We start from the raw sequence: 14,620 nt of genomic DNA, 5'->3' as shown, positions 1-14,620 counted from the left end.
CCCTCCCGGTCAGCCGACATGCCGCCGGGCCCGCAGGGCCAGGCTCAGTGTCAGTACCGTCTGCGGGTCGTCCAGGGCGGTGCCCAGCAGTTCCTCGATGCGGGCCAGCCGGTTGTACAGCGTCTGGCGGTTGAGGTGGAGGTCGCGGGCGGTCTCCGCCTTGCGGCCCGCGTGCGCCAGGTACGCCTCCAGGGTCGGCAGCAACGCCGGCCGGGCCCGGTCGTCGTGGTCGCGCAGCGGGCCGATCGCGCGGTCCACGAAGGCGGCCAGATCCGGATGGTCGCGCAGCCGCCACAGCAGCAGGTCGGTGTCGAGGCGGCGGGCGTCGTACCAGGGGCGCTCCGGCAGCCCCTGGGCCGCGGTCGCCGCCTCCGCCGCGTGCCGCAGCCCGGCCGGTACGGCGGTCCAGTCGCCGGGCGCCCCGACCACCACGACGGGCGGGCGGCTGCCCGGGCGGCGCGGGGCGGCCCGTTCGGCGCCCGAACGCAGCGCCGCCGCGACCCGGTCGGCCAGCATCCGCCGGTCTGCCGCCGCCCGCGGTCCGAGCAGCAGCGGCACCCGGCCCTCCACCGGCCGTACGCCCAGCAGCACGGGCACCCCGAGCGCCGCCAGCTCCTCGGCGAGCGCCCGGGCCAGCACCGCCCAGCCGCCGTCGGTGGCGGACAGGGCGTCGCCCAGCCGCATCACCACGGGCAGCAGCGGGCCGTCGCCGGGCCGGAAACCCAGGACGCGGGCCTGCGCCGGGGCGTCGGCGGCGGTGATCCGGCCCGCGGCGAGGTCGGTGAGGAAGTCGCCGCGCCCGCGCGCCGCCAGCTCCTCCTCCTGGCGGGCCTGCATCAGCACCAGCGCCAGCACGCCCGCCGCCCGGTCCGCCGCCATCCGGTGCACCGGCGCCAGCGGCGACCGGACCGGCAGCAGGACCAGGCGGGCCCGCACCGATCCGGCGCCGGGGCCGCCGCCGGGCACGTCCACCAGCACCGAGCCCGCCGGGGGCGGGGCGTCCTTGTGCGGGCCGCGCAGCCCCTCCCACACCTGGAGCGGATCGGTGCCCTCGGGACCCGCCCCGGCGGCGTACAGCAGCCGTCCGCCGGGGGTCTCCAGGAACACCGGGTTGGCCGCGAAGCCGACCAGGACGTCCAGCACCTGGGGCACTCCGCCGCCGCCGAGCAGCGCCCCGGTGCAGCGGCGGTGCACCTCCTCGGCCCGCTGGAGCAGGGCGTAGTGACCGTTGACGATCTCGGTGTGGATCTCCTCGGTGACCGCCACGAACGGCACCTCGCGGTGCAGCTGGACCAGCGGCAGCCCGGCCGCGCGGGCGGTGTCGACGACGGCCGCGGGCAGCCGGGTCAGCCGCGGGCCCAGCTCCACGACCAGGGCCGCGATGCCGCGCTCGGCGAGGGTGCGGACGTAGGCCCGCTGGTCGGCGGAGCGGACGCCGAAGCCGTAGCCGGTGGTCAGCAGCAGCTCGCCGCCCTTGAGCAGCGAGGCGATGTTCGGCACCTCGCCCGCGTGCGCCCAGCGCACGGTACGGCCCAGCCGGTCGGCGCCGGTGACCACCTCGGGCAGCCCGGCGCGCAGTCCGGGCAGCTCCAGGGCGCGCTTCACGGTGATGCCGGCGCCGTGGGCGGCGGCCCCGGTGTCCTCTGCGCTGTTCATGGGCTCGGACGGTACCCGGGAGCCGGGGGACCGGGCAGGCCCGGGGGGCACGGTGAGCCCAGCACCCCGCGCGCCGCGGGCCGGCGGTCCGCCGTGGCCGGGCCGCCCGTCAGCAGGCGGCCATGGACGCCTGTACGTCGGCGAGCGCCTGCCGCGCGATCTCGCCGAAGTCGTCACCGACCGCCGCACCGACGTCGTCGCCGACACCGTCACCGGTGGCCGTCCGGCTCCAGCGGGCGAAGGCCAGGCCGGAGGCGAGCGCGCCCAGCTCCGCGGCCACGCGGGCGGTCAGCTCGGGAGCGCCGCGCCGGCTGAGCGCCCCGGTCATCGACGCGACGAGGGCCAGGTTCTTCAGCGCCTCGCGTTCCCGCAGTTCCGGGTTGGCGTCGATCACCGTCTGCCGACGGGCGATGAACGCGCGGCGGGCGGGCGTGAAGACCTTCGCGCCGGCCGCGTCCAGCGCGTGCCCGACCGCCTGGAGCGGGGTGGCGGCCGGCGGCGCCGCGGCGATCGCCTCGACCAGCAGTTCGTCCATCGTGCCGCCGCCGAAGAGCACCTCGCGCTTGTCCTGGAAGTGCCGGAAGAACGTGGTCTTGCCCAGCCCCGCGCGCTGCGCGATGTCGATCACGGTCGTGTTCTCGTAACCCCGCTCGGCGAACAGGTCCAGGGCGGCGTTCGCGAGCCGTTCCGCGGCGTTCGGTTCCCAGCGAGCCATGACCGGCAGTGTACGGGACTCGGTTCCGTCACCAGCGCCAGTGACGGAACTCAGTCCCGTCACTCGTGTTACGGTGACGCAGTGATGGAACCAAGTCCCATCACCTGTCCGTGAGGAGTCCGCAGTGAGCCGAGCAGTGATCTACGAGGTGTTCGGGGGCCCCGAAGTACTGGAGTTGCGGGACGTGCCCGAACCGCACGCCGGGCCCGGGGAGGTACGGGTGCGGGTGACGGCCGCCGGGCTGAACCCGATGGACTGGGGCATCGCCTCGGCCCCGGAGGCGGCGGCCCAGTTCGGCAGCACCGTGCCGTCCGGTTTCGGGTCCGACTTCGCCGGTGTGATCGACGAGGTCGGCGACGGGGTCCCGGGCTTCGCCGTGGGCGACCGCGTGCACGGCGGCGCCCTGGGCCGGGCGGTCGCCGACTTCGTGGTGGTCAGGCCGCCCGCCGACGCGCTGTGGCACACGCCGCGGGGCATCGGTGACGAGTTGGCGAGCACCCTTCCGGTGGCCGGCCTGACCGCCGTGGCGGCCCTTGCGGCGATCGGCCCGGGGCCCGGCGACACCGTCCTGATCGGCGGCGCCGCCGGTGGCGTGGGCGTGTTCGCGGTGCAGCTGGCCGGGCTCGCCGGGGCCGGCGTGATCGGCACCGCCTCACCGGGCACCTTCGGTTTCCTGCGGGAGCTGGGTGCCGAACCGGTGGCCTACGGCCCCGGGCTGGCGGACCGGGTCCGGGCGCTGGCGCCCGGCGGGGTGAGCGCCGCGACCGACCTGTTCGGCACGGAGACGGCCGAGGCCGCGCTGGCGCTCGGCGTGGCGCCGGAGCGGATCTCCACGGTCGCCGCGGGCCCCCACCCGCCCGGCGGGGTCCGCGCCACCGGCGCCTTCGACACGGCGCCGGCCGCCCTGCGGCAGATCACCGACGCGATCCTCGACGGCCGGCTGACCGTCCCGGTCGCCGCGGTCTTCCCGGTCGAGGAGATCCGCGCCGCCGTGACGCTTCAGGCCGGCCGTCATGTGCACGGGAAGATCGTGGTCACGCTGTGACCGCGCCCCAAGGACCACACCAGCCGACGAGAAAGGAACGATGACGGTGAAGCGAATCCAGTACCACCAGTACGGCGGGCCGGAGGTCATGCGGCTCGAGGACTTCGAGCCGGGCCCGCTCGGCCCCGAAGAGGTCCTGGTCCGGGTGCGCGCGGCCGCGGCCAACCCGATGGACTTCGGTATCCGCGCCGGCCAGATGAAGCAGGTGACCGGCCGCCGCTTCCCGCGCGCGATGGGCTACGACTTCGCGGGCGTCGTCCAGGCGGTCGGCGACCGCGTCACCCGGCTGAGCGTCGGTGACGAAGTGCTGGGCGGGACGCCGATCAAGGCGGCGGGCGCGTTCGCCGATGTGGTCGTCGCCCAGGAGAAGGGCGTCGTGCTGAAGCCCGGGAACCTCTCGTTCGAGGCCGCCGCCGCGGTCCCGACGGTCGGGATCACCGCGCTCCAGGCCCTGTTCACCAAGGGGAAGCTGCGGCCGGGCCAGTCCGTGTTCGTGCACAGCTGCCTCGGCGGAGTCGGCCGTACCGCCGTGCAGCTCGCCCTCGCGAACGGGGCGACGGTCGCGGGCAGTTGCCGCGACAGCGCCGGGCCCGAGGCGCGCGGCCTCGGGATCGATCCGGTCGTCGGCTTCGGCTTCGACCCCGCCTCGCTCGCCAAGCGGTTCGATCTGGTGGTCGTCACCGCCGGCACGCTCCCGGTCAAGGCGGCCCGGACGCTGCTCAGGCCCGGCGGCCGCATCGTCAGCATCCTTCCCACCCCGGCGAACTTCGCGCGCAGCGTCCTGCCCGGACCGTTCCGCGTCCTGATCGCCCGGCCGGTCACCAAGGACCTCGAAGCGGTCGCCCGAGCCGCCGGCCAGGGCACGCTGCGGCCACCGATCGCCCGCACAGTTCCGCTCTCGGCGGCCGTCCCGGCGCTCACCGAACTCGAACAGAACGGCCTGGCCAAGCGGGGCAAGCTGATCATCACGCCGGAGTGATCCGCCGTCGGAGCCGACGGTGAGCCTGCGGCGACTCCGCGCGCACCCGCTTACCGTCAGCCCCGTCAGCCCCGTCAGCCCCGTCAGCCCCGTCAGCCCCGTCAGCCCCGTCAGCCCCCGTACGCCCCCGAAGCCGTCAGCCGCAGGGCCGTGTCGATCAGGGGGACGTGGCTGAACGCCTGCGGGAAGTTGCCCACCTGGCGCTTAAGGCGCGGGTCCCACTCCTCGGCCAGCAGACCGAGGTCGTTGCGGAGCGAGAGCAGCTTCTCGAAGAGCTTGCGCGCCTCGTCCACGCGGCCGATCATCGCCAGGTCGTCGGCCATCCAGAACGAGCAGGCCAGGAAGGCGCCCTCGTCGCCGGGCAGGCCGTCCACGCCGGCGTCCTCGCCGTCCGTCGGGTAGCGCAGGATGAAGCCGTCCGAGGTGGACAGTTCCCGCTGGATCGCCTCGATGGTGCCGATCACGCGCTTGTCGTCGGGCGGCAGGAAGCCCATCTGCGGGATCAGCAGCAGGGACGCGTCCAGTTCCTTCGAGCCGTAGGACTGCGTGAACGTGTTGCGCTCCTTGTCGTAGCCCTTCTCGCACACGTCCCGGTGGATGTCGTCGCGCAGTTCCTGCCAGCGCTCCAGCGGGCCGTCCGCGTCGCCGGACTCGATGAGCTTGATGGTGCGGTCCACGGCGACCCAGGCCATCACCTTGGAGTGCACGAAGTGCCGGCGCGGGCCGCGCACCTCCCAGATGCCCTCGTCCGGCTCGTTCCAGTGGTCCTCCAGGTAGCGGATCAGCTTGAGCTGGAGGACGGAGGCGTAGTCGTTGCGGGCCAGGCCGGTCATGTGGGCCAGGTGCAGGGCCTCGGTGACCTCGCCGTACACGTCCAGCTGGAGCTGGTGGGCGGCGCCGTTGCCGACCCGGACCGGGCCGGACTTCTCGTAGCCCGGCAGCCAGTCCAGCTCGGCCTCGCCCAGCTCGCGCTCGCCGGCGATGCCGTACATGATCTGGAGGTTCTCCGGGTCGCCGGCCACCGCGCGCAGCAGCCACTCGCGCCAGGCGCGGGCCTCCTCGCGGTAGCCGGTGCGCAGCAGCGAGGAGAGGGTGATCGCGGCGTCGCGGAGCCAGGTGTAGCGGTAGTCCCAGTTGCGCACCCCGCCGATCTCCTCCGGCAGCGAGGTGGTGGGGGCGGCGACGATGCCGCCGGTCGGGGCGTAGGTGAGGGCCTTCAGCGTGATCAGGGAGCGGATCACGGCCTCGCGGTAGGGGCCGTGGTACGTACAGTGCTCGACCCAGTCGCGCCAGAAGTCCTCGGTCGCCGTCAGTGACTGCTCCGGTTCCGGCAGCGCCGGGGGCCGCTTGTGCGAGGGCTCCCAGGAGATGGTGAACGCGATCCGGTCACCCGGCGCGACCGTGAAGTCCGCGTACGTGGTCAGGTCCTTGCCGTAGGTCTCCGCCTCCGTGTCGAACCACACCGAGTCCGGGCCCGCGACGGCCACCGTGCGGCCCTCGTGCTTGTGCACCCAGGGCACCACCCGGCCGTAGCTGAAGCGCATCCGCAGCTCCGAGCGCATCGGGACGCGGCCGGAGACGCCTTCCACGATCCGGATGAGCTGCGGGGCGCCGTCGCGGGGCGGCATGAAATCGGTCACCCGGACCGTGCCGCGCGGGGTGTCCCACTCGGATTCGAGGATGAGCGAGTCGCCGCGGTAGGTGCGCCGGGCGGCGGTGGGGGGCTCGGCCTCGGCCGCGTGCGCCGGTCCGAGCCGCCAGAAGCCGTGTTCCTCCGTGCCCAGCAGACCGGCGAAGATGGCATGGGAGTCGAAGCGGGGCAGGCACAGCCAGTCGACTGTGCCGTCCCGGCAGACCAGCGCGGCGGTCTGCATGTCTCCGATGAGTGCGTAGTCTTCGATGCGCCCGGCCACGTGCAACTCCAGTCGAACGGCCACGTCACCCCACATGGGGGTTGTCGCTTGGTGCGGTCAAGGGGTGGATGTCATGCGTCGTTGATCAATGAAGCAAAGCAGCCGCCCGGGTCTGAAGCCAAACTCTGGGAGGTCAAACTCCGCGACACCGGACGACAATTGTTGTTCAACGAACTGACGAGCTCTCGTTGTTCCGGTGCGTACGGGCGAGGGGTGGTGCCGTGTCGCGGGCCGGGCTCGGCAGTGAAGGTCCGAGCAGGATACGACGCACGTAGATGATCTGTGTGCCGCTCCGGACAACCGGGCTCGGCCGAACGAGTGAGCACCGGGTGACGGGCGCGGCGCGAGGTGCCGGTTCCGTGCCCGGCCGTGCGCGGAGCGTGGCCGGAAGCCATCGCTCTCCGGCGCTGTTACGCTGGTAGCCCGTGGACCGGTGGGCACGAAACCCCCGAACCGCAGCGACGGCACCACCCCGGACACCTCCGGCGGACCGCCGTATCGCACCCCAGACCGCGACCACGGGAGCCCCCTCTTGGCCATGCCGCCCGCTGCTTTTCGAAACAGCACCGCTTCGACGACCAAGCACATCTTCGTCACTGGGGGTGTCGCCTCCTCTCTCGGCAAGGGGCTGACCGCCTCCAGCCTCGGCATGCTGCTCAAGGCCCGGGGTCTTCGTGTGGTGATGCAGAAGCTCGACCCCTACCTCAATGTCGACCCTGGCACGATGAACCCGTTCCAGCACGGTGAGGTGTTCGTCACCAACGACGGCGCCGAAACCGACCTGGACATCGGCCACTACGAGCGGTTCCTCGACCGCGACCTCGACGGTTCCGCCAACGTCACCACCGGCCAGGTCTACAACACGGTGATCGCGAAGGAGCGGCGCGGCGAGTACCTCGGCGACACCGTGCAGGTGATCCCGCACATCACCAACGAGATCAAGCACCGCATCCGGCGCATGGCGACCGACGAGGTCGACGTCGTCATCACCGAGGTCGGCGGCACGGTCGGCGACATCGAGTCGCTGCCGTTCCTGGAGACCGTCCGCCAGGTCCGGCACGAGGTCGGCCGGGACAACGTGTTCGTGGTGCACATCTCGCTGCTGCCGTACATCGGCCCGTCCGGCGAGCTGAAGACCAAGCCGACCCAGCACAGTGTGGCCGCGCTGCGCAACATCGGTATCCAGCCGGACGCCATCGTGCTGCGCTGCGACCGCGAGGTGCCGACCGCGATCAAGCGCAAGATCTCCCTGATGTGCGACGTCGACGAGGCCGCCGTCGTCGCCTGTCCGGACGCCCGTTCGATCTACGACATCCCGAAGGTCGTGCACGCCGAGGGCCTGGACGCCTACGTGGTGCGCAAGCTGGACCTGCCGTTCCGCGACGTGGACTGGACCACCTGGGACGACCTGCTCGGCCGGGTCCACCAGCCCGAGCACGAGATCGTCATGGCGCTGGTCGGCAAGTACATCGACCTGCCCGACGCCTACCTCTCGGTCACCGAGGCGCTGCGCGCCGGCGGCTTCGCCAACCGGGCCCGGGTCAAGATCAAGTGGGTCACCTCGGACGACTGCAAGACCCCGGCCGGTGCCCAGGCGCAGCTCGGTGACGTGGACGCCATCTGCATCCCGGGCGGCTTCGGCGACCGCGGCGTGCTCGGCAAGGTCGGCGCGATCAAGTACGCCCGCGAGCACAAGATCCCGCTGCTCGGCCTCTGCCTCGGCCTGCAGTGCATCGTGATCGAGGCCGCGCGCAGCCTGGCCGGCATCTCCGACGCCAACTCCACCGAGTTCGACCCCGCCACCGGTCACCCGGTCATCTCCACCATGGCCGAGCAGCTGGACATCGTGGCCGGCGAGGGCGACATGGGCGGCACCATGCGGCTCGGCATGTACCCGGCGAAGCTGGCCGAGGGCTCGATCGTGCGCGAGGTCTACGACGGCAAGGAGTACGTCGAGGAGCGGCACCGCCACCGCTACGAGGTGAACAACGCCTACCGCGCGGAGCTGGAGAAGAAGGCCGGCATCGTCTTCTCGGGCACCTCCCCGGACGGCAAGCTCGTCGAGTACGTGGAGTACCCGCGCGAGATCCATCCCTACCTGGTCGCCACCCAGGCCCACCCGGAGCTGCGCTCGCGGCCGACCCGCCCCCACCCGCTGTTCGCGGGGCTGGTGAAGGCGGCTGTCGAGCGGAAGACCGCGAAGTAACACGACAGTTGTACGGTGGCCGGGGCGGACTCGCGCAAAACGGGTCGCGCCCCGGCTTCGTTGTACGACCGCGCGTCTGGAAGGACAGGGCATGACCATCAAGGACACCCCCGAGGAGTGGGAGATCCGGTCGACGGAGATTCCCTTCCGGGGCAACAAGACCTCCGTCCGCACGGACGAGGTGGTCATGCCGGACGGCACCGTCGCCACCCGCGACTACCAGGTGCACCCCGGTTCCGTCGCCGTACTCGCGCTGGACGACGAGGACCGGGTGCTGGTGCTGCGCCAGTACCGCCACCCCGTGCGCCACAAGCTCTGGGAGATCCCGGCCGGACTGCTCGACGTCCCCGGTGAGAACCCGCTGCACGCCGCGCAGCGCGAGCTGTACGAGGAGGCGCACGTCAAGGCCGAGGACTGGCGGGTGCTGACCGACGTCTACACCACGGCCGGCGGCTGCGACGAGGCGGTCCGGATCTTCCTCGCCCGGGAACTGTCGGAGGCCGAGGGCGAGCGCTTCCAGGTCGAGGACGAGGAGGCGGACATGGAGCTGGCCCGGGTCTCCGTGGCCGACCTGGTGCACGGGGTCCTCGCCGGGGACCTGCACAACAACTGCCTCGTGGTGGGCGTGCTCTCGCTGGTCGCCGCGCGGGACGGGGACGGGCTGGACGCCCTGCGGCCCGCCCAGGCACCCTGGCCGGCACGTCCGTTCGAAGCCTGAGTGGCGGGCCGTCCGGGGGACGGGCAGTCCCGGCGGCGAGGAGTCCGCGCTGCGGGCGGTCCGGGCTGCGGGCGGTCCGGGGGACGGGCGGTCCGGGCGGCGGGCAGTCCGGGCTACGGGGAGTCCGCGCTACGGTCGGTCCGGGCTACGGGCGGTCCAGGCGACGGGGAGTCCGGGCGGCGGAAAGTCCGAGCGAGCGAACCTCGCTCCTGAGGGCAGTTTTCCGCTGATGTGACGATCTGCTGATCCGATCGGGCGATCTTGCGTGATCTTGCGGCCGCGCTCCCGCCGGAACCCGCCGGGGCCTGAACTAGGCTCGGAAAACGCCCGAACCGGGAGTTCCGGCGGGCGCCGGTGCGCGGTGGGATCGGGAGTGTGGCCCGTGACGGATCAGGCGGTGGACACGGACGGCGTGCGGCTGTCGGACGACGCTGCCGAGGAACCACGGTTCCTGGGCCGCACCAGAGAGCTCAAGGCGCTGCGCGCCGACATCGCGCGCGCCGGCCTCGACACCCTCTCCGGCCGCAAGGCCCCCCGCGCCCGGGTCCTGCTGGTCGCGGGCCGGCCGGGCTCCGGCCGTACGGCACTGGCGGCGGAACTCGTCGCCCAGGTCGCCGGCGACTACCCGGACGGCCTGCTGCGGGCCCGGCTGCGCGAACCCGACGGCACCCGGGTGCCCGTCGACTCGCTCGCCCGGGACCTGCTCACCGCGCTGGGCCACCCGGCCCGGGCCGGCGCCGCCGAGGACGACCTCGCGCACGAACTGCGCACCGCCCTGGCCGGCTGCCGCACCCTGCTCCTGCTGGACGACGCCGCCGACGCCGAACAGGTCGACGCGCTGCTGCCGGACAGCCCCGGCTGCCTGGTCGTCGCCGTCGCCGAGGGCCCGCTGACCGGCATCGCCGACGTCCGCCCCTGCACGCTCGGCGGCCTGGACGCCAAGTCCGCCGTGGAACTGCTCCAACGGCGCATCGGCTCGGTCCGGATCACCGTCGACCCCCGGGCCGCCGAGTCCCTGGTCGAGGAGTGCCAGGGCCGGCCCGCCGCCCTGGCCCTCGCGGGCGGCTGGCTCGCCGCCCGCCCCAAGGCGGCCGTCGCCGATCTCGCCAAGCAACTGCACGCCGAGTCCGAGGACAGCGACCCCGTCGCCCGCGTCTTCCGGCTGGTGCACGCCTCCCTGCCCAGCGCCGCCGCCCGGATGCTGCGGCTGCTCTCGCTGGCCCCCGCCGGACTGGTCGACCCGCACACCGCCTCCGCGCTGGCCGGCTGCTCGGTGAGCAGCGCCCGCACCACGCTGGACGACTTCGTCGCCCTCGGCCTGCTGCACCCGCTGGCTTCCCCGCTGCCCGAGTACCAGGTCCCCGGCTGCCTGCATCCGCTGCTCGCCGCCCACGCCCGGGCCCAGGACCGGCCCGCCGAACTCCAGCTGGCCCGGGCCCGGATGCTGGAGCGGACCGTCCGGCTGCTCCAGTCCTGCCGGGCGATCACCGAGACCGACAGCCCGGGTGCCCGGGAGAAACTCCTCGGCATGCCGCGCGCCCTGCGCTTCGCCACCCCCCGGGACGCCGCCGAGTGGCTCACGGTCCGCCGGCCCGCTCTGCTGGCCGCGGCCCGGCTCGCGGTCGCCGACGGCGATCTCGACACCCTGGCCCGGCGGCTGATGTCCCAGCTGGTCCGGGCGATGGTCGCGCACATCGGCACCCAGGCGGCGGCGCCCGACCTGTACGGCATCCACCGGCTGGTGCTGGACGTGGCCGTCCGCCGGGAACTGCCCCGCGAGCGGGCCGCCGCCCTGCTGAACCTCGCCGACCTGGACGCCCGCACCGGCCGGACCGCCGAGGCGCTGGTGCGCTACCGGGCCGCGCTGGACGCCGGACGCGAGGCGAACGACCCGTACGCGACCGGCCGCGCGATGGAATCCGTAGGCGGCGCGCACCTGGAGCTGGGCGACTACGACCGGGCCGCCGACTGGTTCGGCCGGGCGCTGGCCCAGCGCCTGGCCCGGGACGAGCGCGCGGACGCCGCCCGGCTCTACGGCCGGATCGGCGCGGCGCACACCTACGCGGGCCGCTACGGCGAGGCGCTGCGCAACTGGCGGGCGGCGGTGGCCGGCCACCGCAGGACCGGCGACGTGCCCGCCCAGGCCCGGGCGCTGAGCGAGCTGGCCCGGGTCCAGGAGTACGCCGGACGCCCCGAGGAGTCGCTCCAGACCTGCCAGGAAGCGGTCGAGTGGGCCCGCCGCGCCGAGGACATCCGGCTCCAGGCGGCCCTGCACCTCCGACTGGCCGACACCCTCGACCACCTCGGCGATCCCACGGCGGCCGCCCTGCACCGGAGCCGGTCCGAACGGCTGCTGGCGGACGAATCCAAGCCGGAACACGGAGCTAACACCTACGAAATCCGTAGCGCACCCGCCGAAGATTGATGCTTTGAAAGGCTAGACAGCGGGAACACCTTCATTAGACTGGCTCTGCCGCACGTTCTCCTGCGGTCTCTCCCGGTGTGCCCATGCATGCCGGGTATGTCTTCTGTGCAGCCACACCCCCTGAGCCAAGGACCGTGATCGACGTGAAGGTCGGCATTCCCCGCGAGGTCAAGAACAACGAGTTCCGGGTGGCCATCACCCCGGCCGGCGTCCACGAGCTGGTGCGCCACGGGCACCAGGTCGTCGTCGAGCGCGGCGCGGGCACCGGCTCCTCGATCCCGGACGCCGAGTACGTCGCCGCGGGCGCGGCCCCGCTCGACACCGCCGACGAGGTCTGGGCCACCGCCGACCTGCTGCTGAAGGTCAAGGAGCCGGTGGCCGAGGAGTACCACCGCCTGCGCAAGGACCAGACCCTCTTCACCTACCTGCACCTGGCCGCTTCCAAGGAGTGCACGGACGCCCTGCTGGAGTCCGGCACCACCGCCATCGCCTACGAGACCGTCGAGCTGCCCGGCCGCGCCCTGCCGCTGCTCGCCCCGATGTCCGAGGTCGCCGGCCGGCTGGCCCCGCAGGTCGGCGCCTACCACCTGATGGCCGCCAACGGGGGCCGCGGCGTGCTGCCCGGCGGCGTCCCCGGCGTGCTGGCCGGCAAGGCCGTGGTCATCGGCGGCGGCGTCTCCGGCTGGAACGCGGCGCAGATCGCCATCGGCCTCGGCTTCCACGTGACCCTGCTGGACAAGGACATCAACAAGCTCAAGGAGGCGGACAAGATCTTCGGTACGAAGATCCAGACCGTCGTCTCCAACGCCTTCGAACTGGAGAAGGCCTGCCTGAACGCCGACCTCGTGATCGGCGCCGTCCTGATCCCCGGCGCCAAGGCGCCCAAGCTGGTCACCAACGACCTGGTCTCCCGGATGAAGCCGGGGAGTGTCCTTGTCGACATCGCGATCGACCAGGGCGGCTGCTTCGAGGACTCCCACCCGACCACCCACGCCGAGCCGACCTTCACCGTGCACGACTCGGTCTTCTACTGCGTCGCCAACATGCCCGGCGCGGTGCCCAACACCTCCACCTACGCGCTGACCAACGCCACGCTGCCGTACATCGTCGAACTGGCCGACCGCGGCTGGGTCGAGGCGCTGCGCCGCGACCCCGCGCTCGCCAAGGGTCTCAACACCCATGACGGCAAGGTCGTTTACAAGGAGGTGGCCGAGGCCCACGGCCTGGACCACGTGGAGCTGACCTCGCTGCTCGGCTGACCGCCGGGTGTACAAGTCGCCATGCGGCGAAGGCGACCGGTGAACATCCGGCGTCAACGCCACACACCCGGGCCGTCCTTGTCGACAAGGGCGGCCCAAGTGTGTGTATGGTCACTTTGCGCTGCTCGCTCAACTCGCCTCGAACGTACCGCTTGAACCCATTCGTACACCGGTGAAACCTGCCGTGCGACGGCTGTACGCCCTTGACAGGGGGGTGTTTCATTGCCGACACATCCGGCCGGGTCCGGCGGATTGTGTTGCTGCGGACCGCCGACACGCCATAGAGTCGCCAATCGTCGGCATGGTGCCACGCTGACCTGTCTAGAAGTTTCCTGGTCACCAAGGAGGTAAGACGACTTGTGAATGAGTCGACATTTACTCCCGGGGGTGGTCAACCAGGAATGCCTGCAGGGGCCGGAGGCCCCGGGCGGTTCGAGGCTGTCGGCTCCGTCGCTGTGCGAACCTTCGCAGCCCACCAGAGTCCGCAGGCAACTCGGACCGCACACCCGAAGATGGATGGCCAACACGTGAACGCCATGGCCGGCGACGGAAGTGGCGCGCCCCGCAACCACTTCGCCGACTACGACGAACTGCCCGAGGGGCACTTCTACGACCCGGACGCCGAGTACGAGCCGGATCCCGAGTACGCGGCCACGCTCGCGCCCGACGCGGCGCGCCAGCGCCGCGAGCGCATCGGCCCGACCGGACGCCCGCTGCCGTACTTCCCGATCCCGGGCCCGCTGACCGACCACGGTCCCGCGAAGATCATCGCGATGTGCAACCAGAAGGGCGGCGTGGGCAAGACCACGTCGACCATCAATCTGGGTGCCGCGCTCGCCGAGTACGGGCGCCGGGTGCTGCTCGTCGACTTCGACCCGCAGGGCGCGCTGTCGGTCGGTCTCGGCGTCAACCCGATGGAGCTGGACCTCACCGTCTACAACCTGCTCATGGAGCGGGGCATGGCGGCCGACGAGGTGCTGCTGAAGACGGCGGTCCCCAACATGGACCTGCTGCCCAGCAACATCGACCTCTCTGCGGCCGAGGTGCAGCTCGTCAGCGAGGTGGCCCGCGAGTCGACCCTCCAGCGCGCCCTGAAGCCGCTGATGGACGACTACGACTACATCGTCATCGACTGCCAGCCCTCCCTCGGCCTGCTCACGGTCAACGCGCTGACCGCCGCGCACAAGGTGATCGTGCCGCTGGAGTGCGAGTTCTTCGCGCTGCGCGGGGTCGCGCTGCTGACCGAGACGATCGAGAAGGTCCAGGAGCGGCTCAACCCCGACCTGGAGCTGGACGGCATCCTCGCCACGATGTACGACTCCCGCACGGTGCACAGCCGTGAGGTGCTCGCGCGCGTCGTCGAGGCGTTCGACGATCACGTCTACCACACGGTCATCGGACGTACCGTCCGCTTCCCGGAGACCACGGTCGCCGGTGAGCCGATCACCACGTACGCCTCCAACTCCGTCGGCGCCGCCGCCTACCGTCAGCTCGCCAGGGAGGTGCTCGCCCGGTGTCACGCCGAGTGAGTCTGCCGGGGGCCGACGAACTCTTCCGCACCACAGGGGGTATGGGGCTGCAGGCGTCCAGCCCGCGGCGTCAGGCCAACGGTGACGCCCGGGTGCCGGCCCCGGCCGGGTCACCGGCCGGGGAGAACGACCCGGCCGCCGACGACGCCCCGCAGTCGGTGCCCGCGCAGGGCGG

At 72.5% G+C, this 14,620-nt stretch carries 10 protein-coding genes and 1 pseudogene; 8 read left to right on the top strand and 3 right to left on the bottom strand.

Annotation, left to right across the window (positions count from 1 at the left end; all coding sequences use genetic code 11):
* Positions 1-9: 9 nt before the first annotated feature.
* Positions 10-1,656 carry a PucR family transcriptional regulator gene (locus tag AB0G32_RS37730; RefSeq protein ID WP_361174560.1) on the bottom strand — a complete coding sequence of 549 codons (1,647 nt, stop codon included), beginning with the start codon at positions 1,654-1,656 and terminating at the stop codon, positions 10-12.
* Positions 1,657-1,765: 109 nt separating this feature from the next.
* Complete coding sequence (locus AB0G32_RS37725; protein ID WP_361174557.1) at positions 1,766-2,371, bottom strand: helix-turn-helix domain-containing protein; 606 nt, start codon at positions 2,369-2,371, stop codon at positions 1,766-1,768.
* A 124-nt stretch (positions 2,372-2,495) separates the two neighbouring features.
* Here AB0G32_RS37725 and AB0G32_RS37720 point away from each other — a divergent pair, with 124 nt between their 5' ends.
* Positions 2,496-3,416, top strand: a complete 921-nt coding sequence (locus tag AB0G32_RS37720) for an NADP-dependent oxidoreductase (protein ID WP_361174554.1) — start codon at positions 2,496-2,498, stop codon at positions 3,414-3,416.
* A 40-nt stretch (positions 3,417-3,456) separates the two neighbouring features.
* The gene (locus AB0G32_RS37715) at positions 3,457-4,395 is read left to right on the top strand and encodes an NADP-dependent oxidoreductase (protein ID WP_361174551.1); all 939 of its coding nucleotides are present in this window, start codon (positions 3,457-3,459) and stop codon (positions 4,393-4,395) included.
* Between the two features lie 110 nt (positions 4,396-4,505).
* Here the strand turns inward: AB0G32_RS37715 and AB0G32_RS37710 are convergent, their stop codons facing one another.
* Positions 4,506-6,308, bottom strand: coding sequence for a glycoside hydrolase family 15 protein (locus tag AB0G32_RS37710; RefSeq protein ID WP_361174604.1), 1,803 nt, complete (start codon positions 6,306-6,308; stop codon positions 4,506-4,508).
* Positions 6,309-6,846: 538 nt separating this feature from the next.
* On the opposite strand from AB0G32_RS37710, the gene AB0G32_RS37705 reads away from it, so the two are divergent.
* The 6 genes and pseudogenes from AB0G32_RS37705 to AB0G32_RS37680 form a co-directional block, all read left to right on the top strand.
* Positions 6,847-8,514, top strand: a complete 1,668-nt coding sequence (locus AB0G32_RS37705) for a CTP synthase (RefSeq protein WP_361174601.1) — start codon at positions 6,847-6,849, stop codon at positions 8,512-8,514.
* Positions 8,515-8,605: 91 nt separating this feature from the next.
* Entirely contained in the window at positions 8,606-9,232 is a 627-nt protein-coding gene (locus tag AB0G32_RS37700; RefSeq protein ID WP_361174548.1) for an NUDIX hydrolase, read from the top strand.
* Positions 9,233-9,614: 382 nt separating this feature from the next.
* Complete coding sequence (locus tag AB0G32_RS37695; RefSeq protein WP_361174545.1) at positions 9,615-11,657, top strand: tetratricopeptide repeat protein; 2,043 nt, start codon at positions 9,615-9,617, stop codon at positions 11,655-11,657.
* Positions 11,658-11,791: 134 nt separating this feature from the next.
* Complete coding sequence (gene ald, locus AB0G32_RS37690; protein WP_361174542.1) at positions 11,792-12,916, top strand: alanine dehydrogenase; 1,125 nt, start codon at positions 11,792-11,794, stop codon at positions 12,914-12,916.
* Positions 12,917-13,317: 401 nt separating this feature from the next.
* Entirely contained in the window at positions 13,318-14,445 is a 1,128-nt protein-coding gene (locus AB0G32_RS37685; RefSeq protein ID WP_361174539.1) for a ParA family protein, read from the top strand.
* Positions 14,430-14,620, top strand: a pseudogene (locus tag AB0G32_RS37680) (hypothetical protein); the annotation flags it as partial. The gene AB0G32_RS37685 and the pseudogene AB0G32_RS37680, both read left to right, overlap by 16 nt.

The sequence above is a fragment of the Streptomyces sp. NPDC023723 genome, assembly GCF_040639815.1.
In the GTDB taxonomy this organism is placed as follows: domain Bacteria; phylum Actinomycetota; class Actinomycetes; order Streptomycetales; family Streptomycetaceae; genus Streptomyces.
Note: the sequence above shows the minus strand (reverse complement) of the source record. Positions and strands in the feature narration are given on the sequence as shown.